Here is a 23,854-nt window from a genome sequence, read left to right as displayed (position 1 = left end):
GTGACCCACCCTAAAATCCGAAAATTAACCTAACCGGCTGAAATTAAGAGTCTGTTCTTATACCGTCAAGTCTAGACTGTCAGCCTGTGACCGACTCAGCATCCTTAAAAGTTGATACTAAGTTGGCGGTTTACATTGCCCAGGTTGTTCCGTCAATCGGTGGCGTATCCGGCAAAAAATCAATTTTATCTCAGCTTTACGGTACGGAATGCGAGATAGCTCAATCTTTGTGCACATGTTAACGGTGATGACGGCACTGGCCAACGGCTTGCTGCCAACCTTGTTGTAGTTGCTGTTGCTGATCGCTATCCATCTTAGGTAGAAACTGCTGCTGTGGTGGGTTAAGACCGGCTAGAGCTTCTCTATTTGGCCAGAAACCCACTTGCAGGCCAGCTAAGTAAGCCGCACCAGCGGCGGTGGTCTCATTATTACTTGGACGCGTAACAGGGGTTGCGCTGATGTCGGCTTGAAACTGCATTAAGAAGTCGTTGGCCACGGCGCCACCATCGACCTTCAGCTCGGTAAGTGTCATCTGTGCGTCTTGTTGCATTGCATCCAGCAGGTCATGGCTTTGATAGGCGATGGCTTCGAGTGCGGCACGGGCAATGTGGTTGCGGTTGCAGCCACGGGTTAATCCAACCAGTGCGCCGCGTGCGTCAGGATCCCAATAGGGGGCACCTAAACCCGTGAACGCCGGTACCAAGTAAGCGCCGCCATTGTCCTCGACTGATTCTGCCATTGCTTGGGTTTCACTGGCGTCTCGAATTAGTCCCAATTCATCCCGCAGCCATTGGATACAGGCACCGCCCATAAACACCGAACCTTCTAAGGCATAAGGGGTTTCATTCTTGTCGCTGCAGGCGAGGGTGGTGATTAAGCCATGTGTTGAGGCTACTGGCTTGGTGCCCGTATGCATCAATAAAAAACAGCCAGTGCCATAGGTGTTTTTGGCCATACCTGGGCGAATACATTGTTGGCCGAATAATGCGGCCTGTTGATCTCCGGCCATTCCCGCAATCGGCACCTGAGTCGGCCCTAATTGAGCGTGGCCAAATAGTGACTGACTTGGCTTAACTTGCGGTAACAGGCTGGCTGGAATATCTAAAGCCTCAAGTAGCTTCACATCCCAGCAGCGATTATGAATGTCATACAGCATGGTACGAGCCGCATTGGTATGGTCAGTGGCATGCACCCGTCCTTCGGTTAGGTTCCATAGGAGCCAGCAGTCGATGGTACCAAAGCGTAATTCGCCTCGCTCAGCCCGCTCTCGTGCGCCCTCTACATGCTCTAACAACCAAGCTATCTTAGTGGCTGAAAAATAGGGATCAATTACTAGTCCGGTAGTTTGTTGAATATACTCTTCCAAACCTTGCTGTTTGAGCTGCTGGCACTGCTTACTGGTGCGGCGACATTGCCACACGATAGCGTTGTGAATTGGCTCGCCGCTAATGGCATCCCAGATCACTGTGGTTTCGCGCTGATTGGTGATGCCAATGGCAGTCACTTGCTCATGTTTTACTTTACTGCGCGCCAAAACTTCGGTCATCACAGCCCGCTGTCCAGCCCAGATCTCCATCGCATCATGCTCAACCCAACCCGCTTCTGGGTAATGTTGACCAAACTCCCGTTGGGCGGTACCAACAATTTTTCCATTGACGTTAAATAACACCGCGCGGCTGGATGTAGTGCCTTGGTCTAAAGCGAGAATATATTGGTCTGTCATAGTCGGTTGAGTCTGTGTTTTGTAACGTTATCTTATGGTTATAGCACTATGTTAATCCAGCCTCGAGAACACTTACGTGCGAGTAGATGATTAAGTGTGTCAAATTGATCGGCTAATCTATTCATAGTAAAGGGATTAGCGAGGTATTGATGATGCGCGCAGTGTTATGGATAGCGGTGGCAACGGTAGTCGGTATACTGCTTGGGTGGCTGTTATTTCGCTCACCAGAGTGCCCCACTTGTCCGCCGCAGCAACATAACAATTCTGAGGAGTTGGCAATGTTGCGGATGGAAAATAAGATGCTGGTGGCAATGGTACGGGCTGGACTATCTGGTGATATATCTAGTCATATCAAAAGTTTTCAATCGATGAATCGGCTGCCCAACAGCACCTCAGAAGTGCAGTCGCAACAAGCAGTCACCACGCTTCAACCTGAATCATTTGCCAATCGGGAGCATGCCAATCAACTGTTTGCTCGGCTTGATCGTGCCGACAAAAAATTGCAGAAACAGGCTCTGGCTGAAGGCTGGGCCAGCGGCGAGCGTTTGGTACGCGAACGGCAAATCCTGTGGCAACAAGCACGGCGACAGCTATCGCCCTTTGATTACATGGCTGCGCTACACCAAGCTGGCCGGCCCAACATTTTGATTATTGACTCGTTGGGCGGCCAATCTGCGGCGATAAAACAGGGCATGCAGCCCGGTGACATTATTTGGCGTATTGATGGCGAACGAGTGCTGACACGACAGGAATACCGCGCGCAACTGGGCTCGATGGCGGATGATGTCGAGCGGGTGTTTGAGTTACGCCGGGGAGATCAAACTGTCACTGTTACGGTGGCTAATCCGAATAAAACGGTTGCTGTTATTGCACAAACGGTGGAAGCGTTTGAGTAGCGCCTTGATCAGGTACCGGCTGCGACTTCAACTGCACCAGAAGCGGTTAATACACTAGCCTAAATTCGGCTGAGTCGAGCTACTCAGCAAAGTGATATTCGGTTGAAAACTTTACTGTGCGCATGCAGACCGCGGTGTGAAATTTTCGAATATTGAAATCGCTACGTAGTGAACGCTCAACAAAGGTTTCGTAAGTCTGAATATCGGCCACACAGACAATCAGCATAAAGTCGTACGACCCTGAAATCTGATAGCACTGGGTTACTTCCGGTGTCTGCATTACCGATTTACGAAATTGCTGATAGATATCGCCACGGTCGCGATCCATCTCTACCGATACAATCAAGGTAAGCTTGTTGCCGATTAACTCCGGATTGAGTAGTGACTTGTCACCAACTATTACCCCTTCATCCCGCAACCGCTTCACCCGCTTTAGACAGGCTGGTGGCGACAGCCCTACCTCTGCCGCCAAATCAATGTTGGCGATGCGATTATTGTGTTGCAGCTTAATTAAGATACGGCGATCAATTCTATCTAATTGCATGTTGATTCTAAAACTTTTCAATATTTCTTGCTGAGAGAATATACGAAATTATTGGTTGGTACACGGCCAATAACAGCAAATAAATTTCGTCTTCGTTGTTTAGTATTTGTCTCTCATTTTTACCCCCCTACCTTTGTCGTTTTTTGGAGCCGAGCTTGGCCGCGTTAGTCCACTTTTTTAAACAACTGTTCATCGATGTTTTCACCGTTTGTCGCAACCTTTTTCGGGTGATGATCCCGATCTTAATCATCATCAAAGTGGCAACCGAGTTCGGCGCAATTGAGCTGTTTGCTGAGGCGATTTCGCCATTAATGGGCAGCATCGGCTTACCCGGTGAGATGGGCTTAGTGTGGGCAACAACACTATTAACCAATATGTATGGCGGTATGGTGGTATTGGTTACGGCCGAGGCGCAGTTAACCGTAGCGCAGATGACCACCCTATTTGCTCTGTCGTTGGTGGCCCATGGTTTACCAATTGAAGGAGCGATTGCCCGTCAAGCGGGAATGCGTTGGGGCATGATCTTGCTCAGCCGCATCGGTGGAGGATTTTTGTTAGCGTGGTTTACCATGCATTACTACCAAAGCATGGGCATCGGTCAAGAGGTAGCTCAATTGATGTGGCATGCCACGCCGCCACCAGCCACCCTGATGGAATGGGCGCAACAGCAGATAGAAAACCTAGCGATGATAGCGGTGATCATCTTTGTCTTGCTGTTAGCATTGCGGGTATTGAGCCTGCTTGGCGTTGATCTGCTTATGGCTAAGTTTCTTAGTCCAATGCTGCGCCTAATGGGGATCAGCAAGCAGGCTACCAATCTGGCGATGATCGGTATTACCGTCGGCTTGGCTTATGGTGGTGCACTGCTGGTGCAAGATGCGCGTTCTGGCAAGGTAAGTAAACGTGACCTGTTTTCAGTAGTACTGTTGCTTAATCTGATGCACGGCATCATCGAAGATCTGCTGCTAGTGGCAGTAACCGGTGCTGATGTTGGTTATCTGTTCTGGTCGCGATTGATTATGGCGATGACCATTACCGGCGTAGTGAGCCATTCATTACGGCTTACCAGTGAAAGCTTTCGTAATCGCTGGTTGTATCGCGATGTGGGTGCCACGTAACGTGGCTTGATGTGGGTTAACTGCGAAAACAAAGGATGGCTGCGGCCATCCTTTGTTGTATTCAGCGCTGTGTTTTTGAGGCTGTGAGGGCTAGTTTATGTCGGCTTTTACCGAGTCGATCAACTCCTGCCATTGCGGGTATTTAGCCAAACTTTGTTGCAGATCGCCCCAAGGCGCCATGATGGTCAGATCATCTTCGCCATGCTCAGTCAGTTGGTACAGATACACAAAGGCGGAAGCGCGATAGTTCGCTTGGCAATGTACCAAAACATCAGCGGCGTTATGTTGCTTCATTATCTGCCGAAATTGCTCAAAGTTAGCCTTGGTTGGGTTGTTCCAATCAACCTCAATCTGGTAATAGTTTTTGTCTGCTTGGTGCACTAGTTGCGCTTCGTTCTCAAGGCCATTGGCTACAGGAATCAGATCAATAACCACATCAACACCGGCTGCAATGAGTTGTGGGATCTCCGCCGCTTGCGGTAAGCCTGCACTCAGTAGCGAAGCATTGTGTTGTTGTAACGCTTTGACCGGTGGCAGTTGGGTGCTGTCGATGGCGGCTGAGGCGGTAAAGCTAAACGCTACCAGTGCTAGCGGGATTAGGAGTTTCATCTAAGATGTTCCTTAGTTATTGAGCCATTTTGTTTTGGTAAAAGGTGGATAGCCTGAGAATAAGTTAGTTCATTTTGTATTGTCGTCACGGTGGTTAGATCACACTCGTGGCAACGTAAAACGCCCGCAATGGCGGGCGTTAATGATTTTAAGTTTAGCGATGTGGTGATTACTTAAAACGTTCTTCGTTTTCGCCGTATGGTTTTAAGCTCATTGCGGCTTTACGCAAGCGGTTAACTCGCTCGAATGCGTCTTCGGCGGGGCGGAGATATTTCACATCGTCCTTCCAATAGTATTTAAAGCCATCAAAGTGAGCGTTTTTCGGGTACCAATACATCACTCCAAAGCCTTCATCTTCGGTGATTGGGGTGTTGTGAATGGTATGGCCAGGGATGTAGAAGTAGCTGCCTGTCTCCATCCATTTGTACTCGCCATCGGCCAAGGTACGTGCACGGCCAGAAACCGCGTAGTAACACTCAGGTTGACCGTGGAAATGAGGATTGTGATCGGACTTGCCACCGTTGGTAATGCCGATAACCACTGGCGAGTCAGACAACTCTTTCCACAGGTAACCTACCGGCGCGTTTTCTAGTTTACAGTCGGTTGCTTCAACAATGTTGCCGGCATCATCCATCGACTTACAAAAGCGCTGATCGACAGCGATGCTGTCGTTGGCTTGAATGCTGTTGAAGTCGATCTTACCCGCTTCCCAGTCAGCGATGTATTGCTCTACTAGTGGATCTCGACACTGCTCTGGCATGGTGTCTTGAGGCGAGAACGGTGATGCATCGAATGGGATGATGGTGGCTTGCTGGTAAGGTAGTTGAACGTGCTCTAAATGGGCGTTGGCTTGAGCGCCCGCAGACATGAGCAGCGCAACAGTGAAGGCAATCTTTTTCATAACTTTAATCCACAACTCACCACACTCACTGAGTTATTAGGATTGGCTCACGAGCGCAGCGCAAAAATTGATTTATACAAAGGGGAAAGTAAGAGGAGGCCGGCTAGCGACCTCCTATTAAGCATTACATCTCATCAAACCAAGTGCGGTGGCACTCAGAGCAAACCGGTTTTTTGGTTTGGTGCTCGGCGTGACAAGCTAGGCAGCTTGCGCCTTGATTGTAGTGCACGCTCTTATGCGGATTCGCCTCTGGCATTACCAGCTTTTCGGTATCAAGCTCAATCTCGTTGATCTCGCCGTGACAAGCAATACAAGAGCTGTCATCAACGAACTTCTTGGCATCGCCGGTGTGGCAAGCTTCACAATCGTCGGCGTACAACATTTCGTGGTTCATGCGGCCTTGCATGCCTTTATCTACATCTACCAGTTCGCCAGCGTACGCGGAGGTGGACAGGGCCATAGCCAAAATCAGTGCTAATTTTTTCATGATTAGGGTTCCCTTAAGCGTCAGCTTTGATCGATTTAGGAAGGATGAAGCCCATTGCTAGGCCTTCAAGACAAGCACAAGAGCTCAAGCGAGCGTGGCCGTGTACGCCACCAATAACTTCGCCAGCAGCGTAAAGGCTCTTGATTGGTTTCATGGTGCGAGCATTAACAACGCGACCATCGATATCGGTTTTTAAACCGCCCATGCAGTAGTGCACTTTTGGCCACACACGGGAAACCACAAAAGGGGCTTTGAGCTTAACGGCGGTATCCATTTTACGGTTGAAGTCAGGATCTTCGCTCTTCGCTACATAGTCGTTCCACTGTTTAACGGTGGCTTTTAACTGCGCCAGAGGCACATTGAACTTGTCTGCCATCTGTTCCAGAGAATCCATCTCCCATGCCATTTCATCACGTACCGCGCGAGTGACGCGGGCATCGCCTAGGTGGTCATTCTTATTGAAGAATACCAATGGGTAAGCTGGCGAACCGTCTTTATGGCGACAGGCCATGATCGCGGTAGAACACGTTAAGCGGTCAGCACGCTCATCCATGATGCGGGTACCGGTAGTTGGGTTAACTGCGATACCTTTGTGCCAGCCAATAGACAGCAAAGCGTTAGACCAACCAAAACCGCCTTCATCTGGTGAACCCCAGTGACCGGTTTGGATCATGTTCATATGAACTGGTAAAGCACCGTGGGCCATCGCCGTTAGCGTGGCTTCGCCGGTAGCACCTAAGTGGTTGGTGCAATCCAATGACGGATCCAGTGACGGGTCAACTGCTGCGCGCAGCTCCATGTTGCGAGTGAAGCCACCTGTCGCCAGCACCACACCTTTGTTGGCGCGGATATTGATAAGTTCACCGGTGCTTTCATCTGGGAAGCGGTAACCACGACGAACCACAACGCCTTCGATCTCGTTGCCATTCATGATGAAATCTTCCACCTTGTACTGCAGGCGGTAATCAACCCCTTCACGTACACCCGCTTCGTAAAGCTTGGTAACGATGTCGCCACCGGTACCGTGCTCTACACGAACCGCACGCGCTTTGTTGTGGCCACCAACCTGAATGTTAAAGTCTTTCTTAAACTTTACACCGGCATCAAGACACATGTTGTAAGCGTTCAGCGCTTCATTAGCGATCTTGGTGAGCATCTGTTCGTTGCCCATACCACGAGCGGCGATCATCTGATCTTTTACCAATTCTGCAGGGCTATCGTCGTTAATGCCTTGAGCTAACTGAACGGGGTTCTTTGGTACCGCGAACCAACCGCCGTTGATGGCGGAGTTACCACCAATTACCTGCATCTTTTCCAGAACTAGTACTTTACCCAAGCCTTCACGGTTGGCATTTACTGCAACCGATTGACCCGCAAAGCCAGAACCGATAACGAGAAGATCAACCTCTTCGTGCCACTTGATGTCGGCAACGCATTCAGAGGCGTTAGCGGTGGATGATAGGCCAGCGGCTAAACCACCTGCGGCGAGGCCAGCAGATAGCTTTAGAAATGAACGTCTGTTAGACATAACGGTACCCTGCAATTTATTTTGAGTTCGAAATCAAGGTTACGCGTTAGCGCTGAGGGCAACAGTGACCACCACGAAGAACAAATTTTCTGGTATAGCCTCGGGATTGAGGGTGAATGTGGGTCAGAGAGCTAAAACAATCGGCAATGGCAGCGTAAGTCGCGATCAAGATCGCAGTTGTTGTGGTGATTGCGATCCATTCGGGCGTGATCAGCTGCAAGATAAATTATCTTGCAGCTGATCGATTGTCGTCTTTTTTGCAGGGGAAGTCGTGGTGTCTCACAAAAGCTTGCAGAATAACTAAAGCGCTAATTGATTCAGGCATAATGTCGATTCACTCCTAGGCGGTTATATCTCAAATGCATTGTCCTCAAACGTCTTGCCAGCTGACTCGCTGTAATCACCTGCTTGATACTGCAGAACGATTAATTGAAACCCAAGGGATTGTGTCGTTTAAGTTTTCGCAGGTAGCCAAAGAAGCCGAAGTAGCCAATGCTTCTTTCTATAAGCTATTTGAAAGCAAAGAAGATCTGCTGGTTTGCAGTTTTTTGCGTAACGCCACCTCCAACCATATTGGTGGCTTCTTGCAGGAATACCCCAATTTAAATGCCCTAGAAAAGGTGCTACTGCCGATAATCTTCACCTTTGAAACCATCCATTTTGCGCCAACTTTTTTTATGGTGCGGCAGGTGGCGGTAAATCCTATGGTGTGGTCGTTGGCCAGCCCAGAGAAAATCACCGTATTTAAACAGCGCATCAATCAATACTGGGGCTGGATAACCCAGTTTTTGGAAGAGTCGGTAACCGGTGGCGACTTAATCGCAACCGAGCAAGAGGTACTAGAGCTGACACAAGGGATCACCTTCTACCTCAGTGGTGCCTTATCTGCGTTACAAAGCCAATTGATTGAGAAAAACTATCTGCGTGAGGCGCGGGTGATGTTGTTTCGTCAATTAGAGCTGTTGTTCTCGCGTTATCAATGGCAAACGCCATTAACGCTGAGTACGTTTGAACGTATCGGCATGCGGGTGCACCTGTACTATAAGCAAAATCGAGCCCGCCACAACAGCTGCCAAGGCTGTATCGAGCAACAACAGGCCTAATGCTTAGCATGTAAGTGGTCGCTGATGGCTCCAGCCTGAAGAATCGCATTTGTGATCTGGGTGTTTTTTCTGCACTATCGATTTAAACAAATGTTTGAATTGATAGTGCAGATGCAGTTACATACGGTAAAAGGCTATATCCAATCGATCTACATCGCAGAGTACGCTCAAGGGGTGATGTTGCTTGATGGTTGCTGCCGAGCTGATGTTGGTACAGTGCTGCGTTTTGTTCGCGATGAGCTGAAGCGCCCCGTTACCGATCTTCGACTGGTGATGGTGACTCATATGCACCCAGATCATGCTGGCGGCGCTCATCGATTACGCCAACTTACTGGTTGTGTCGTGGCTACCGGTTATACCGAGCGTAGCTGGTATCAGGGGGTTGATGGCTGGCTGATGCACCTAAGTGACATATTCTTAGGGCTGTGGATGGCCAATCGAATGGGGCGTCCATTAAAGAACATCTGGTACGAGCGCACGCTACGGCCTGATCTGGTTGTCGCTGATGGCGACAACTTGCCGCAATTTCCTGAGTGGAGTGTGGTTGCTACTCCAGGGCACACCAATGGCGATATTTCGTTGTGGCATCAGCCGAGCCATCGTATCTATGTGGCCGATCTTATTATTAAGGTGCGTGATGACTATCGTACCCCATGGCCCATCTTCTATCCCAATCGCTACCGCGATTCCGTGGCCAAAGTGGAACAGATGCAACCGGCCGCGGTACTGCTAGCCCATGGCGGTGAAATCGCTACTGAACCCCATCATCGCTGCTTTGCTGTTGAAACGCCCAAGGTGCCTAAAACTCATTGGCGAGCAATCAAGTTAAAGTTTCAGAACTCCCTAAGTCGCAGTGAACACGCTGAGCACAAATAGCACAACACCCTCAGTTGACGGTGCCTGCCGGGGCTTGGAAGGTTACTACTTAAAAATCAGGTGGTAATGAGCCAGTGCCATTATCACACCGACGCTGCCACCACTGAACAGTAAGTAACGACGTTTAACCGCAATCGTGCCCTCTTTGGGCCACTTTTTGTATAACAGATACATCACTGATGTGAGGTGGATAGCAACCACTTGTGACGTTAGCAAGATAATCATCTGTGAGCTTTGTGACGTAAAGGCGTGAGCTGCTGCGGCCATCGGACTTTCAATGGCAGATACAATTATAGAAACGGCCAAGCGAGAGGTATAGATAGTGACCATCATCATGCCTGTTAAACAGCACAGCCCTTGAGCCAATTTTACGCCGTTCCAGGTTTCGCCCAGTCGGGAGGCATGATTGCCGTTCTTTTGTAGAAAGTGCCAGATCACCGGAGCCTTTACCCAACAGTGATGGATTAAAAATAGAATAACTGCAGCCGCTAACGTCCATGCGGCGGCAACACTTTGGACTGGTTCACCAAGAATACTCTCGCCAGCAAATGCCATTGATAATGTATTTGGACCAATTACAACACCATCAACAATGCGCACCGCGAATGTCCAATAGGTCATAAACGCGAGCGAAGTGATGATAGACAGAGTTCTTTTTATTTTATTAACTTGCATTGATCTATTTTTAATTATGTTTGGAGATAACGTAAGTGCTTAGAGAAATAATCTTCACTCAAAAATGAACTTAGAACAGTGAGTGTCATCTCAGTTCTGCGGCTGTTACCTAAATGTTGCCTACCTGTTGTGCGAAACTGTGACCGTCATCCGCATGTTAAATAATGCGCGATCGAAAGTATTTCACTGGCGGTTAAAACCCCCGTTTAGTTATTTCCAAGTAAGCTTTGTTCATGCTTAAAATAGTCTGTTATTAGGCTCGATTCATTGTATTTAATTCAGTTTCGAAGCGATTTTTGATGACATTTGATTAAATGGTTTTATTACTATCAATAGCCATTGTATTTGCTGCAACGTTAATTCGCTTGCCGTTGTTGCAACGGCACCATGTTAAAGTAGTCATCAGTGGTTGCATGTGTTGTAACGAATGATTAACTCACATGCTTTGCATGACGGTCGCTTTTGGGGCTACCGAATGCGGTTAAATTTGTAGACTTGTCTAGGTAAATTAGACCGTTGTGTAGTCTTTTAACCAAACTTAGTCTGCGCAAAATGCATGGGTTTAAGCTGCTATAGGGAAACCCAAAGCCAAGATTATCTGTGTTCACAAACGGCAGTTGCAGCGGCACCCTTAATCATTGTTGATGCCGGACTGACAGTTAACGAACTAGTGCCACCAGCATGGTAAACACCAAGTTAATTTAGCACTGCTGTGGGCGCAGGCTGACGGCATGGCTGTTGGCCAAGACCTTGATGATATCTCGCTGCCACTGCTCTAACTCTGGGGCTAAACGATAGAAGATTTTTTGACCCTGACGGCGGTCAATAACCACCTTTTGTTGCTTCAATTGCGCTAAGCAGCGGGAGATTTTGGGTTGTACCTGTTGCAGCGCATTGACGAAATCGCTGACACATAGTTCTTCTTGCTGGTGCAGCATCAATACACAGCTAAGGCGCAATGCTTCCCCTAGGGTTTTTTGGAAGCGAACGACCGTTTGCAGATCTTTGGCTTGGTAGCAGTGGATCTGACAAAAGCGTTGTACACGTTGTTCAATCTCAGTGAGTGCTTGCTCAAACAGGGCAATACCGGGCTGATCTTTAGGGTCTGCTAGGTTCCACGCTAAGGTTTGTTCCGCATTAGGAAAACTGCCGCATTCAGCGCTAGCCTGCTCACACAAGGTAATAACGAAATCGAATGTTCGATCAGCAAATTGGTCGATGTGTTTCGCGTTTAAGCCGCTGCTGTCGTAACCCGCATTAGCCAACACTTCGAGGGTTCTTGAATCGACCGACTCAGGCCGAGTACCAGCACTGGCGATATCAAATTTGCTGCCTAACTTTTGTCGAGCCACGGCTTCCGCCAATTGTGAACGGGCAGAGTTTCCGGTACATAAAAATAGAATGCTTTGGCTCATGAGCTTGGGTACTTGATTGCTATCGATAAGGTGAAATAGTGCAAACCTAAAGGCTAACCTGACGAGGTTTTATCATCTCTCACGTGGTCAAATTGGGGTAGGAGTGCTGTTATCTAGATGATTGTAACACGAAATAAAAAGTCCAAGCGCTAGCAGGCAGCTCGGACTTATCTGACCGTTGCTTTAGACAACCAGATACCAATGGTATGGCATCTGATTGTATCGTTCCGCGCGGTTAAGCGTTGCGTACACCGAAGCTACGAATGTAATACACGTTCGGTTTGGTACCCGCTTCTGGTTGCAATACCTTAGCGTTGTGCAACTTAATCAAGCGGTTTACTTCGCTGTTTGGATCGTTCAAATCACCAATAATGCGGGCGCCCGATGGGCATGCATCAACACAAGCTGGGTTGAGCCCAACCGCTTGGCGGTGATCACAACCGGTGCACTTTTCCACAGTACGACGACGTCGCTGTACTGGGTAGGTGTCACCCCGCTCAGGGTTGGCGTGCGGCGAAGACTTGGCGCCGGTTTGTCGCAGAACTTCGTATGGTGACGAGGTTCCTTTGGCGATTAATGCCGAGTCATCTTGCCAATTGCGGTGGGGTTTGCTCTTGTTAAAGCTTATCACCCCATAAGGACACGCTTTCATACAGCGCTTACAGCCGATGCATTTGTCAGCGTCATGTAATGTTAGGCCATTATCTGCCTTGTACATCGCTTGCTTGGGGCAGACCTCAACACAGGCGGCGTTGTCACAGTGGTTGCACAACGTAGGGGTGTAGTTGTAACTCACGTTCGGAAAAGTGCCGACGGTTTCGCTGCTGTGATGCGACCATTGTATTCCATCGGGCGTATTGTTCTCGGTTTTACAACCTAGATTACAGCCGCCGCAACCCACGCATTTCTGTAGGTCGATTACCATGCCAAATTTCATAATAGTTATACCTTCTCAACGCGGATGCGGATGTGACCGTAGAATGCGGATGCGCCACTGAAGCGATCGAAACGGGTCGGGATAATGGTGTTGTTGTTGCCACCGCGGGCGGTTTTACCAAACTCTTTGGATGCGGTGCGACCGTAAGCCCAGTGACCTTGGCCGAAACATTTAGCAACAGAGCCTGGGCGAATGCCCTCCCACAGGGCGATGGTGCATTCGATGCTGCCAACGGTAGAGGTAATACGAACGCGATCGCCGGTTTTCAAGCCAAGTTTCTTGCCATCAATTGGGTTGATCTTAGCGGTGTCTTCACCTGCGATGTCGCCAGGGTCAACGTCCTTAAATTCGTAGTACCACGACGAGTTGGCCGAGCGACCTTCGTGGTTTAAGCGAGACTTTTGATCAACAAACAGCAGTGGGAACTCTTTAGCGCTACCGTCACGGATAGGTGCTTGATAGTTCGGTACAAAGGCAACTTTATCGTAGCCGCTGTATTCACAGGCATCGACCACCGTGTTTACATCGACATGGTGTTTTTTAGCGTGTTTGGTTAGTGCTTTTTCAAAGCTCTTAGAGTAAAACTCGAACTTATGAGTTTCGGTCTTGAACTTGCTCCAACGGGACTTGAGCTGGTATTCGTGGGTGTTCCAAACGCCTTTCTCTTTTAGTTCGTCCCAACCAGAAAGTTGCTCACCGTATTTATGGCCATCTTCGCCCCAGATAGGCGCAGTAACGTACTTGGCCAGTAACTCTGGGAATTCATCAATGCTCTTAGCCGGCTTGCCCGTTTCTGGATCAAGCAGCTGTTCGTTGATGTAGCGCCATGGCAGATCGAAACCCTTTTCAGCCAATTTCTGCGCCAGCAGGTAAGGCACCTCACTTTCGTCTTGACGAGTGTCGTACATACGCTTGATAGATGGTTTCTGCAGCGAAACATGGCTAACGCCATTGCCGGCAGCGTTCAGTACGCCCCATTTTTCAAACATATGGTGAGTGGACGGCAACAGCAAATCAGCGAACCAGCTGAACTCACTGATGTTAGTGGTGATATGCGCCATAAAGTTGATGTTTGATAGCGCCTTCTCCCATTGCTTGCTCTCTGGTGAAGAGAACGCGAAGTTGTTGAAATAGGCCAACATCACTTCAATGTTATACGGATCAGCGGCGTTTAGGGCAGTAGCCACGTTGCCGGTTACTACGCCTTTACCGGATTTGCCTTTCTTCAGCGCCGGTAGTTCCAAACGGCCACGTTGATCGATCTTCTCGTGCTTCTTACCCTTCTTGGCAATCGCATCCATGTACGCGTCTGGGTCAGGAAAGTTCTTGTTTAGTGGAGCCTTGTTGTACGGGAACACACCGCCTTCGTTATCGATGGAGCCGAAGATGCCGTTCAGGGCGTGACATGCCATTGAGGTGTAAGTACCGCGGGTTTGCATTACTGCGCCGCGCGCGTTCCATACTTGGACGTTAGGTGCGACGGCCCCCATCTCTTCGGCGATGGTGCGAATATCAGCGGCTGCGATACCAGCGGTCTGCTCAGCCCATTCTGGGGTGTAGTCTTTAAGCGCCAGATTCCACCATTTTACGATGCCGTAGGTGTGGGTTTCACTGAAGCTGCTGTCATCAACCTCTTGGCCAGCAACAAAGCGATTTTTACCGTCATTAAAGTCGCCAACGAATGGCTTGTGCCATAGACCTTTAACCAAGGCATGGTGAGCAATGGCTAGTGCTAAAGCACTGTCTTGGCCGGTCTCAATTGGGATCCATTTGTGTGCTTTAGCGGCAGAAGCAGACAGGCGTGGATCGACAATTACAACCTTGGCCTGATCTAAGGTGTTACCCCATTCGCTGGAGTAGAAGCTTACCTGACGGTTAGACGCGATGGGGTCAGCACCGAAGCTCAAGATGTACTTGGTGTTCTTCACGTCGTACTGCATGTAGCCCCAGTTCCCATCCATGTAGTAGTGCCCCATTTTATGGGCTTCGGCACAGATAGAGGAGTGAGATATGTTATTTGGCGAGCCGATCATTGCGGTCATCTTGCTGTACAGCAAGTCATTACACAGGGAGTAACGGCCACGCATCAGTGCGTATTTATGGGTTTCGTTTTTCTCACGCAGCGCCATGATCTTGTCGGCTAATAGATCCATCGCCTTATCCCAGCTGATCGGCTGAAACATCGGATCTTCGTCGCGTCCCTTGTTCGGGTTTGTACGGATCATTGGCGATTGCAGACGATCTGGATCGTATACTTGCTGTAAGCCTAAGAATTGGCGCGGACAACTCGAGGTGTCGTGGATCTTTGAGTGTGGGTTGCCGCGCACTTTAATTGCCCGACCGTCCATGATGTAGACCTGTTTGGCACACCAAGAAGTACAGCCCTGACAAGTCGTAGGCACCCACTGGCCAGTGCCAGTACGCAGGTCTACTTTAGGTAGATCGGCCGCCATGGCCTCGAGCATTGGGTTGAAGGCAAAGCCACCGGTCAAACCCAGTAAAGTCGTCCCACCAAGGGAGCGCTTTAACAGCTGGCGTCGGCTGGCGTTAAATTGGTCACTGTTATTCATATTATCCACTCAGATATGCGGTTAAAGACATATGTCTAAAAATACATATATCACTTTATGGATAGTAAAGGAGCAACCACATTCCGTATGTGACATTGATCAATCAGCCCTGACTAATGTTTCATTTTTATTAACTGGACATAAAGAATGCCGAAAGTGAGCTCTGAGTAGTGATTTATTGCGATTTGTATTACTCGATCACGCTAATTGTTGTTGCGGCGGTAAGTTTTTTGACGCTGGTGTTTGCTTGGTGTGAGTCACTTTGCAAATTGTAGCTAGAGAGCCTAATGACCTAGTCGCACTGATTGCGGCCTGAGCATTGGACTGTGGTCAAATTTTTAATTTTGGCGGGTGAGTGGTGTGCTGTGAGCAAATTCGGTTAGGTCTTGTGCATTATTGAATTGTTCGGTTTTGCCTCTGGTCGAGACAAGCAGCTCTACTATGCTAGATCTTTACAGTGGCGATTTCGGCGCGATGATTTCTTGCCAATTTCCTGTTAACCAACGAAAGGGTGCATCGATATGAAAGCGTTCAAGTTATTTTTGTTTCTTACGGCGTTGATGGCGCCAACTGCGTTTGCCGTCGAATTAGCTCAGGAAACACGAATGCTCGACGGGGTAAGCATCACTTATAAATACACTAATGACCGCGCATACAACGTTCGGTTTGAACCGCAAGGGCTGAGTTATCGCTACCTAACTGGTTCTAAGCCGGATAAGTGGTGGGGGCCTTTTCCCTATACGGCATTTGAAGTAGAGCCGAACCAATATTTGGCTTCGTGGTTTGAGAAGGACTATGGCGATTACGTCACTTTGTTGATCAACTTTGACAATAATCTGCTCTATGGCAGCGCCATCATTGCTGGTGCAGAGGTTCACTTCCATGGAGCTAAAATTAGCCAAATTATCGGCCGCTAGTTTTTGTGTTTGAGCTGGCAGTGCATCGATACGAGGTTGCTTTAAGATCAGCAAAAGGCCGAGCAGTGCTCGGCCTTACAATTCATACTGCTAACAACTCATGCTTCAGCGCATAGTTACAAACTCTTCTGCCGAAGTTGGGTGCAATGCTACGGTGGCGTCAAAGTCGGCTTTGGTGGCGCCCATCTTCATGGCTACCGCAAAACCTTGCAGGATCTCATCCATACCTAGGCCAATACCGTGCAAACCAACCACCTTCTCGTCTGGCCCAGCGCAGACCAGCTTCATCTTCGTGGCTTGGCGGTGGGCGGTTACGGCAGTGTACATAGCGCCGAAGCTAGAGGTGTATACCTTGATATTGTCGTCGCCGTACTGTTCCCGTGCCTGTGGCTCAGTTAAGCCGATGGTACCGATGGCTGGGTGGCTGAATACTACAGTTGGTACCAGTGAGTAATCCATCTTGGCTTGTGGTTGGCCACCGAATAGACGCTCAGACAGAGCTCGACCAGCTTTTACTGCCACAGGCGTCAGCTCAATACCGCCTTCCATAATGTCGCCGACGGTGTAGATCCCGGCCACATTGGTATTTTGGTATTCGTCCACTGGGATAAAACCGCGTTCGTTGACCTTAACACCGGCCGCTTCAATGTTGATCTTATCGGTGCTTGGCTCGCGACCAATAGCCCAGATCAAGCAATCGACCTCAACGCTGTGGCCGTTTTCCAGTTTCAGGGTCAGACTGCCGTCGGCGTTCTTTACCAATTGTTTTGGAGTTGAGTGGGTGTGCAGGGTTGGGCCGTCTTCGGCCATCAACTCAACTAAGGTTTCGGTCATCAATGGATCGAAGTTACGCAGTGGTGCGTGTTTACGTACTAATAGATGGGTTTCACTACCCAGTGAGTGCAAAACGCCAGCTAGTTCAACCGCAATGTAACCAGCACCGACTACCGCAACGCGCTTAGGTTGCTCCTGTAAGGCAAAGAAACCGTTGGAATCGATGCCGTATTCTGCACCTGGAATCGCAGGAATGGTGGGGCGACCGCCAGTGGCGATAAGGATGTTTTCAGCGAAGTACTGTTCGCCATTTACCTCAACGGTGTTTTTGTCGACGAATTTACCGAAACCACGCACCAAGGTAACGCCGTTCGACGCTAGGCCGCGGTTGTAACCACCATGAATACGCTCGATGTAGGCTTCTCGGCTGGCAACCAACTTGCTCCATTCGAATTTTTTCAGTTCTACATCAAAGCCGTAATCTTCGCTGTAAAGATTAATGGCTTCGGCCACTTGAGCACCAAACCACATCACCTTCTTTGGCACACAGCCAACGTTTACACAGGTGCCGCCCAGGTGTTGCGCTTCAATTAGCAACACCTTGGCGCCACGCATAGCGGCACGGTTAGCGGAAGCAATGCCGCCAGAGCCGGCGCCTAGAACGATGTAGTCATACTGTTGTGCCATGGGAATTCCTTAATTAGTGACCGCGACGCGTTCGCACGAGTGGCTATGTTGTAAACCGATGTGGGGTCAAGCTCAACCTAAAACAAGAGATAGCGCTAATCGATTGCACCTAATAGCGGTGATTTGAACCATGTAAATGCCGGTTTTGTGTGATCGTGGTGGCAATTACTTTTGTCGCTAATTGTTTGTTATCAAATAGTTGATGTAGATCAGTTCTTCTAGTGACAATAGAAACAATAATGAGTCGCAATTAGGTTTTGACAAGAGTACTCAGCATGAATAAGCGTAATATATTGGCGTTGTCGTTAGTAACTGCAGCGATTTTTTCCGGTTCAGTCATGGCTGCTGAGATCGAAGGCTATCTGAGTTATGACAGCGATTATGTGTCTGAGGGGCGTTCCAACCTTGATGGCGCTGGCATCACTTGGGCCGGTGCGGCAGTTGGTTTTGATAACGGTATCGCCCTTGCGGTCGATTACGGTTACTCCGATGAAAAAGCAGATTATGACGAACTTGGATTAACCCTAGAATATGGCGTTAGTGTAGCTGATTTTGCTATCTCAGCGGCTTATACCCGTCTCGAGATGTTCGAAGACGACGAGCACGATAACGAGATCGCGGTCGCTGTTGCATACGAAGGCCTCGAATACCTTATCCCTAGCGTTGATGCCGTCTATAGCACCGAAGCCAATGGCCAGTTTGTTGAGTTCGGCTTAACCGCACCTTACGACATCAACGAGCGCCTATCGGTGGAAGCTTACGCTGTAGCCGCTTTTGACTTTGGTTACGCCACTGCCGCAAACGATGGTTACAACCACACCACCTTGGGCGTTGCGGCCAGCTACGCCATCAACGACCAGTTCGCGTTGGGTCTGGGCTACAGCTACCACATCGCTGGCAGCGACATTGACGATGAGATGGCCGCCGAAGGCGAAAGTGCCGACAACGAATCACTGCTCAGCGTAGGGATCTCTGTGGCGTTCTAAGTCGCTCCTTGTTCATGCCGTTAAAACCGCAGCTTAGCTGCGGTTTTTTGTTTTTAGCGCAGAGATTACTCAGCGTGGTTGAAGTTGCCTTGACGCGCCCCCACGTCTTTACTCAGATAAACGCCATCCATACCGTAGTGTCAGGAGCTGTTATGCCAAACCCATTGCTGGAACCTCAAGCGCTTCCAGAGTTTTCTAAGATCCGCGCTGAACACATTCAACCAGCGGTTGAGGCCGCGTTGCAGCACTGCCGTGATACTGTTGAGCATACCTTAGCGCAAGGTGGCCCATGGACATGGGAAAAGCTGGAAACCCCACTAGAAGAAGCGGAAGACAAACTGTCGCGATTATGGTCACCAGTTGGACATATGAATTCGGTGGTCAGCACTGATGAGTGGCGTGCTGCCCATGATGCTTGCTTACCTATGTTATCCGAATACAGTACCTGGCTGGGCCAGCACAAAGGCTTATACCAAGCCTATAAAGAGCTGGCGGAAGGCGAACAGTTTGCTGAGCTGACCCAAGCGCAACAAAAAGTTATCTCTAATGCCTTGCGTGATTTCGAACTGTCAGGCATCGGTTTGGACGACGATAAGCAGAAGCGCTACGGCGAGATTGTTAGCCGTCTGTCCGATCTCTCGAGCCAATATTCCAACAACGTATTGGATGCGACTAACGCATGGACTAAGCAGATTGATGATGTCGCGGTACTGCAAGGGTTGCCGGAATACGCCATCGCCGCAGCCAAACAAGCGGCCGAGCTGCGCGAACAGCAAGGTTATATGCTGACGTTGGAGTTTCCATCCTACTTAGCGGTAATGACTTACGCTGACGACGCTGAGCTGCGTCGAGAGGCCTACACCGCTTTTACTACTCGCGCCTCTGATCAAGGCCCGAATGCAGGCGAGTTCGATAACAGCCAACTGATGACCGAAACCCTCGCACTGCGTCATGAGCTCGCTAACCTGCTTGGCTTTGACAGCTACGCCGATAAATCGCTGGCCACCAAGATGGCACAGACACCGGATCAGGTAATCAGCTTTTTGAACGAATTGGCATTGGCGTCGAAGGCACAAGGCGAGCAAGAGTTTAAAACCTTGGCGAAATACGCGGCTGACAAATATAGCCACGCTGATTTGCAGCCATGGGACGTGACCTACTTTGCGGAGAAGCAGAAGCAAGATCTGTATCAGATCTCCGATGAGGCGCTGAAGCCCTACTTCCCAGAAGACAAAGTCCTGTCTGGTTTGTTCTATACCGTCGAGCGTTTGTTTGGCGTTAAGGTGCAAGAGCGCAGTGAGTTCGATAGTTGGCACGACGATGTACGCTTCTTCGATATCCTCGAAGCCGATGGCAGCGTTCGCGGTAGCTTCTTCTTAGATATGTACGCCCGTCAGCACAAACGTGGTGGCGCTTGGATGGACGACTGCCAAGGTCGTCGCATCAAAGCGAACGGTGAACTGCAACAGCCCGTGGCTTACCTCACGTGTAACTTCACCGCGCCGGTAGGCGATCAACCCGCCCTATTTACCCACGATGAAGTGGTTACCCTGTTCCATGAATTTGGCCATGGTATTCACCATATGCTTACCCGCGTTGATGCCAGCGGTGTTGCCGGTATCAATGGTGTGCCTTGGGATGCGGTTGAGTTACCAAGTCAGTTTCTAGAGAACTGGTGTTGGGAAGAGCAAGCGCTGGCGCAGATCTCTGGCCATTTCGAAACCGCTGAGCCTTTGCCAAAAGCGATGCTGGATAAGATGCTGGCGGCCAAGAACTACCAAAGCGCGATGATGATGCTGCGTCAGCTGGAATTCTCATTATTCGATTTCCGTATGCACCTTGAGTTTGATGCCGACAAAGCCGATTGGGTCCAAACCATTCTCAATGAAGTGCGTGGCCAAGTTGCCGTAGTGCCTGTGGTTGAGTTCAACCGTTTCCAGCACGGCTTTAGTCATATTTTTGCTGGTGGCTATGCGGCGGGTTACTACAGCTACAAGTGGGCCGAAGTATTGTCCGCTGATGCGTTTAGCCGTTTCGAAGAGGAGGGCATCTTCTCGGAGCAAGCCGGTGCTGATTTCGCTCAAAATGTGCTTGAGCGTGGTGGCAGTGATGAGCCAATGAATCTGTTTGTGGCATTCCGCGGACGCGAACCAAGTACTGATGCATTGCTGAGACATAGTGGCATCCGAGTGTGATTAAGGTGTTTTAAGTAAGTCTTTACCATGTCAATAGCGCCCATGTTACCACATGGGCGTTTTTGTAATATTTTTTCGAGTTATGTTTGCGACTTGTTTAAATTTAGTGCAGGGAAATGGTAAAACAGCACTTAGAACATGGTTTTTACATGCAACATACTGTTATTAAAAGATAAAAGTGCATTGTTGTGTGATCGCTATCTCAGATAGAACCGGCTGAATCTGATTTTATGGAGTTTGTAACGATGACTTCGCTCAATCGCGAGGATCACCGATTGTTTGAGTCTGAGGGAGTAAACGCAATGAACAAATCGGAACTGTTCAAATCACGAGAACGTCGAATTCTGGCTGCGGCATTAAGTACTGCGCGCAGCAAGGGAGCATTGGATTTTCGCATGGCAGATGTTGCCCGCGTTGCAGAATGTTCCGTTGGTACTCTGTATGGTCACTTCCTCAGCAAAGAGGACATGATGGCTGCTTTGGTTCAGCTGGCCGTACAACGTCGTACCGAATGGTTTGAGTTAGTGCAGTTGATGCCAATCAGTTCGGCTGAAAAATTCATTGTATTGTTGCTGTCTGATCGCCGCCGCTTAGTGCAGGATGATGTGCTGGCGCAATTAGAAGTACTGGTGAATAACACTGAGCTATGGTGTCGTGCCGCTGATCAACGCCAAATTGCACTGCGTAATACCAACCGTGAGTTATCTGAGGTGCTGCAAAGCGTACTGAAGACAGCTGTGGAAGTGGGTGAAGTACAACTGGATGTGGTTGAAGTTGAGCGCACTGCTGAATTAGGTCGCGCACTGATGCTTGGTGTGCAACTGCAAGCTTCTCGCCAAACCTTAGGGCCGGTGAAGTTGCTACAAGACGAAGCTATTATGATGGATGCATTATTGGTGCTGCTGGAAAAAGCGGGCTTGAATGCACCTGTGGGCAACTGGCATGAGCGTTGCTTTGAAGTATTAAGCCAAAACCAACAGCAGCTGGAAGGCTTGGTATTGAGCGAAGTGGGCGTCGCATAAGCTTAATTAGCAATTTATTGCTACTAAGGCTTTGCTAAACAAGAGTCGGCTTCGGTCGGCTCTTGCTGATCTAGGCGCTATCTTTTACTCTGCCGAGCAGATTTTTTAGAGTTCTTGTCACGCCATGATCGCCATCTACCTAGATTTTACTCGAGAGCAACCTCAGCAGCTGCAAACCATTGCCGCACGTTGGGACTTAGTGCATTCCGAACAAGCGCCATTTTTGCTGTGTTTTGAACAAGACCGACTGCGCCTGTATCTGCGGGATGAACCCAAACTCGGCGCCATTGAGGTCGATCTGGTGAGTGGGGCGGTGGCGCATCGACGCAAGTTTGGCGGTGGCCGTGGTCAGGCGATTGCCAAAGCCGTGGGCTTAAAGGGTGGGGTAATGCCAACTGTGGTTGATGGCACCGCTGGATTGGGGCGTGATGCGTTTGTGTTGGCCACGTTAGGTTGCACCGTCACTATGGTTGAGCGTCATCCCGTTGTGGCCGCGCTACTGGACGATGGCTTGCGCCGTGCCTATCAAGACAGCGAGATTGGCTCTTGGGTACAACAACGTTTGCATCTGCACCACGGCAACAGCGTCGAGCAGCTCAGTGAGCTGACACTCAAACCTGACGTGGTTTACCTTGATCCGATGTACCCCCACCGAGCGAAGTCTGCTTTAGTTAAAAAGGAGATGCGGGTATTCCAGCAATTGGTTGGTGCCGATATCGATGCCGATGGCTTGTTTGCCCCAGCATACGCCTTGGCTACTAAGCGCGTGGTGGTAAAGCGCCCTGATTACGCTGAGGATTTGGCTGGGCAAAAGCCGAGCACAGTGATTGCCACTAAGAAGAATCGCTTTGACGTCTACGTGAAGGCGGCTATGGCCTGATTAGGGCAACGACATGACCCCGCAGTGGTTAACTTCCATTCAAACGCCGTTGGCTAGCGCGTTTTACAAACGTTGTGGCAGTAAAGAAAAAGCTAAGGCAGACGAACGGGTAGCGGTGATCCGCGATAACAGTCAACAGATTGTGGCGTCATTACGGTTGCGCCGTATTGGTGGCCATTGGTTGTTAAGAGCGCTGTTGGTTGATCCGCAGCGGCGTCAGCAAGGTATAGCATTACAGTTGCTGCAGTTTGTCGGGGCGCAGAATCCTGAACCCATTTGGTGTTTTCCCTATCCACATCTGCAGTCGCTTTATCATCAAGCCGATTACCAACTCGTTGCAGAGGCGCCAGAGCCAATCTTAACCGCCTACAACGTTTATCTTAATCGGCAACCTTTGCTGTTGATGTGTTGCAACCGCTAGAGAGCCGTAGCAACATAGCGGACAGTAGAGGCTTTTAAACAAGGAGTTTATTTATGCTGGCCGAAGCGATGACCGCACGACTCAACGAACAGATTAATTTGGAATTTTTCTCCTCTAATCTGTATCTACAGATGAGCGCGTGGTGCGAAGATAAAGGATTTGAGGGCGCGGCAGTATTCCTGCGGGCTCACGCGGATGAGGAGATGGAGCATATGCGCCGTTTGTTCACCTATGTGTCAGAGGCCGGTGGTATGCCACTGTTGGGGGCAATCGATGCTCCGGATTCACAGTTCGAGTCGTTAAAAGATGTGTTTGTGAAGACCTTTGAACACGAACAGCTGATCACTCAAAAGATCAACGATCTGGCCCATACCGCATTTGCTAACCAAGACTACTCTACCTTTAATTTCCTGCAGTGGTACGTGGCTGAGCAACATGAAGAAGAGAAGCTATTCAAAGGCATTCTCGACCGCATCGATCTAGTTGGTAACGATGGCGCTAGCCTGTACCTTATCGACAAGGAGCTGGGGCAACTGGCTACGGAAGAGAGTGGCAGCGTGATGAAAGAAAGCAGCGCCGAATAACGCCAT

22 protein-coding genes are annotated in these 23,854 nt (G+C 49.5%); 11 read left to right on the top strand and 11 right to left on the bottom strand.

The window, feature by feature from the left end:
- Positions 1 to 238 precede the first annotated feature (238 nt).
- Positions 239 to 1,723, bottom strand: coding sequence for a glycerol kinase GlpK (gene glpK, locus HER31_RS15485; RefSeq protein WP_168661895.1), 1,485 nt, complete (start codon positions 1,721 to 1,723; stop codon positions 239 to 241).
- A 149-nt stretch (positions 1,724 to 1,872) separates the two neighbouring features.
- Between glpK and HER31_RS15480 the strand changes: the two genes are divergently transcribed.
- Positions 1,873 to 2,619, top strand: a complete 747-nt coding sequence (locus HER31_RS15480; RefSeq protein ID WP_168661893.1) for a S1C family serine protease — start codon at positions 1,873 to 1,875, stop codon at positions 2,617 to 2,619.
- A 79-nt stretch (positions 2,620 to 2,698) separates the two neighbouring features.
- Here HER31_RS15480 and HER31_RS15475 read toward each other — a convergent pair whose 3' ends face one another.
- Positions 2,699 to 3,163: an Lrp/AsnC family transcriptional regulator gene (locus tag HER31_RS15475; protein ID WP_168661891.1), complete on the bottom strand. Its 465-nt coding sequence runs from the start codon at positions 3,161 to 3,163 to the stop codon at positions 2,699 to 2,701.
- A 155-nt stretch (positions 3,164 to 3,318) separates the two neighbouring features.
- Here HER31_RS15475 and HER31_RS15470 point away from each other — a divergent pair, with 155 nt between their 5' ends.
- A complete protein-coding gene (locus HER31_RS15470) occupies positions 3,319 to 4,281 on the top strand; it encodes a nucleoside recognition domain-containing protein (RefSeq protein ID WP_168661889.1) in 963 nt (320 codons plus the stop codon).
- Between the two features lie 90 nt (positions 4,282 to 4,371).
- Here HER31_RS15470 and HER31_RS15465 read toward each other — a convergent pair whose 3' ends face one another.
- From HER31_RS15465 to HER31_RS15450, 4 genes are all read right to left on the bottom strand, one after another.
- Positions 4,372 to 4,890 carry a protein tyrosine phosphatase family protein gene (locus HER31_RS15465; protein ID WP_168661887.1) on the bottom strand — a complete coding sequence of 173 codons (519 nt, stop codon included), beginning with the start codon at positions 4,888 to 4,890 and terminating at the stop codon, positions 4,372 to 4,374.
- A 169-nt stretch (positions 4,891 to 5,059) separates the two neighbouring features.
- The gene (locus HER31_RS15460; RefSeq protein ID WP_168661886.1) at positions 5,060 to 5,791 is read right to left on the bottom strand and encodes a cupin domain-containing protein; all 732 of its coding nucleotides are present in this window, start codon (positions 5,789 to 5,791) and stop codon (positions 5,060 to 5,062) included.
- 124 nt (positions 5,792 to 5,915) lie between these two features.
- Positions 5,916 to 6,278, bottom strand: a complete 363-nt coding sequence (locus HER31_RS15455; RefSeq protein WP_168661884.1) for a cytochrome c3 family protein — start codon at positions 6,276 to 6,278, stop codon at positions 5,916 to 5,918.
- A gap of 13 nt (positions 6,279 to 6,291) precedes the next feature.
- Positions 6,292 to 7,806: a flavocytochrome c gene (locus HER31_RS15450; protein ID WP_168661882.1), complete on the bottom strand. Its 1,515-nt coding sequence runs from the start codon at positions 7,804 to 7,806 to the stop codon at positions 6,292 to 6,294.
- Positions 7,807 to 8,165: 359 nt separating this feature from the next.
- On the opposite strand from HER31_RS15450, the gene HER31_RS15445 reads away from it, so the two are divergent.
- Complete coding sequence (locus HER31_RS15445) at positions 8,166 to 8,909, top strand: TetR/AcrR family transcriptional regulator (RefSeq protein ID WP_168661880.1); 744 nt, start codon at positions 8,166 to 8,168, stop codon at positions 8,907 to 8,909.
- 90 nt (positions 8,910 to 8,999) lie between these two features.
- Positions 9,000 to 9,785 (top strand): MBL fold metallo-hydrolase, encoded by a 786-nt coding sequence (locus HER31_RS15440; protein WP_238786850.1) that lies wholly within the window; start codon positions 9,000 to 9,002, stop codon positions 9,783 to 9,785.
- Between the two features lie 45 nt (positions 9,786 to 9,830).
- Here HER31_RS15440 and HER31_RS15435 read toward each other — a convergent pair whose 3' ends face one another.
- The 4 genes from HER31_RS15435 to arrA form a co-directional block, all read right to left on the bottom strand.
- Positions 9,831 to 10,406 carry a hypothetical protein gene (locus HER31_RS15435; protein WP_168661878.1) on the bottom strand — a complete coding sequence of 192 codons (576 nt, stop codon included), beginning with the start codon at positions 10,404 to 10,406 and terminating at the stop codon, positions 9,831 to 9,833.
- Between the two features lie 755 nt (positions 10,407 to 11,161).
- Positions 11,162 to 11,875, bottom strand: a complete 714-nt coding sequence (locus HER31_RS15430) for a metalloregulator ArsR/SmtB family transcription factor (protein WP_168661876.1) — start codon at positions 11,873 to 11,875, stop codon at positions 11,162 to 11,164.
- Between the two features lie 235 nt (positions 11,876 to 12,110).
- Entirely contained in the window at positions 12,111 to 12,812 is a 702-nt protein-coding gene (gene arrB, locus HER31_RS15425) for an arsenate respiratory reductase iron-sulfur subunit ArrB (protein WP_168661873.1), read from the bottom strand.
- A 5-nt stretch (positions 12,813 to 12,817) separates the two neighbouring features.
- Positions 12,818 to 15,382: an arsenate respiratory reductase molybdopterin-containing subunit ArrA gene (gene arrA, locus HER31_RS15420; RefSeq protein ID WP_168661871.1), complete on the bottom strand. Its 2,565-nt coding sequence runs from the start codon at positions 15,380 to 15,382 to the stop codon at positions 12,818 to 12,820.
- 521 nt (positions 15,383 to 15,903) lie between these two features.
- Between arrA and HER31_RS15415 the strand changes: the two genes are divergently transcribed.
- Complete coding sequence (locus HER31_RS15415; protein WP_168661869.1) at positions 15,904 to 16,299, top strand: MoaF N-terminal domain-containing protein; 396 nt, start codon at positions 15,904 to 15,906, stop codon at positions 16,297 to 16,299.
- 105 nt (positions 16,300 to 16,404) lie between these two features.
- Here the strand turns inward: HER31_RS15415 and gorA are convergent, their stop codons facing one another.
- Positions 16,405 to 17,760 carry a glutathione-disulfide reductase gene (gene gorA / locus HER31_RS15410; protein ID WP_168661867.1) on the bottom strand — a complete coding sequence of 452 codons (1,356 nt, stop codon included), beginning with the start codon at positions 17,758 to 17,760 and terminating at the stop codon, positions 16,405 to 16,407.
- A gap of 275 nt (positions 17,761 to 18,035) precedes the next feature.
- Between gorA and HER31_RS15405 the strand changes: the two genes are divergently transcribed.
- From HER31_RS15405 to ftnA, 6 genes are all read left to right on the top strand, one after another.
- A complete protein-coding gene (locus HER31_RS15405; RefSeq protein WP_168661865.1) occupies positions 18,036 to 18,746 on the top strand; it encodes a hypothetical protein in 711 nt (236 codons plus the stop codon).
- A 152-nt stretch (positions 18,747 to 18,898) separates the two neighbouring features.
- Entirely contained in the window at positions 18,899 to 20,941 is a 2,043-nt protein-coding gene (gene prlC / locus HER31_RS15400) for an oligopeptidase A (RefSeq protein WP_168661863.1), read from the top strand.
- Between the two features lie 245 nt (positions 20,942 to 21,186).
- Entirely contained in the window at positions 21,187 to 21,963 is a 777-nt protein-coding gene (locus HER31_RS15395) for a TetR/AcrR family transcriptional regulator (protein ID WP_168661861.1), read from the top strand.
- A gap of 124 nt (positions 21,964 to 22,087) precedes the next feature.
- Positions 22,088 to 22,843, top strand: a complete 756-nt coding sequence (locus HER31_RS15390) for a class I SAM-dependent methyltransferase (protein WP_168661859.1) — start codon at positions 22,088 to 22,090, stop codon at positions 22,841 to 22,843.
- A gap of 13 nt (positions 22,844 to 22,856) precedes the next feature.
- Positions 22,857 to 23,264 (top strand): GNAT family N-acetyltransferase, encoded by a 408-nt coding sequence (locus HER31_RS15385; protein ID WP_168661857.1) that lies wholly within the window; start codon positions 22,857 to 22,859, stop codon positions 23,262 to 23,264.
- 53 nt (positions 23,265 to 23,317) lie between these two features.
- Entirely contained in the window at positions 23,318 to 23,848 is a 531-nt protein-coding gene (gene ftnA / locus HER31_RS15380; RefSeq protein ID WP_168661855.1) for a non-heme ferritin, read from the top strand.
- Positions 23,849 to 23,854: the final 6 nt, after the last annotated feature.

Source organism: Ferrimonas lipolytica, assembly GCF_012295575.1.
In the GTDB taxonomy this organism is placed as follows: domain Bacteria; phylum Pseudomonadota; class Gammaproteobacteria; order Enterobacterales; family Shewanellaceae; genus Ferrimonas; species Ferrimonas lipolytica.
The sequence above is the reverse complement of the archived record's forward strand: the minus strand, read 5'-3'. Positions and strand labels throughout refer to the sequence as shown.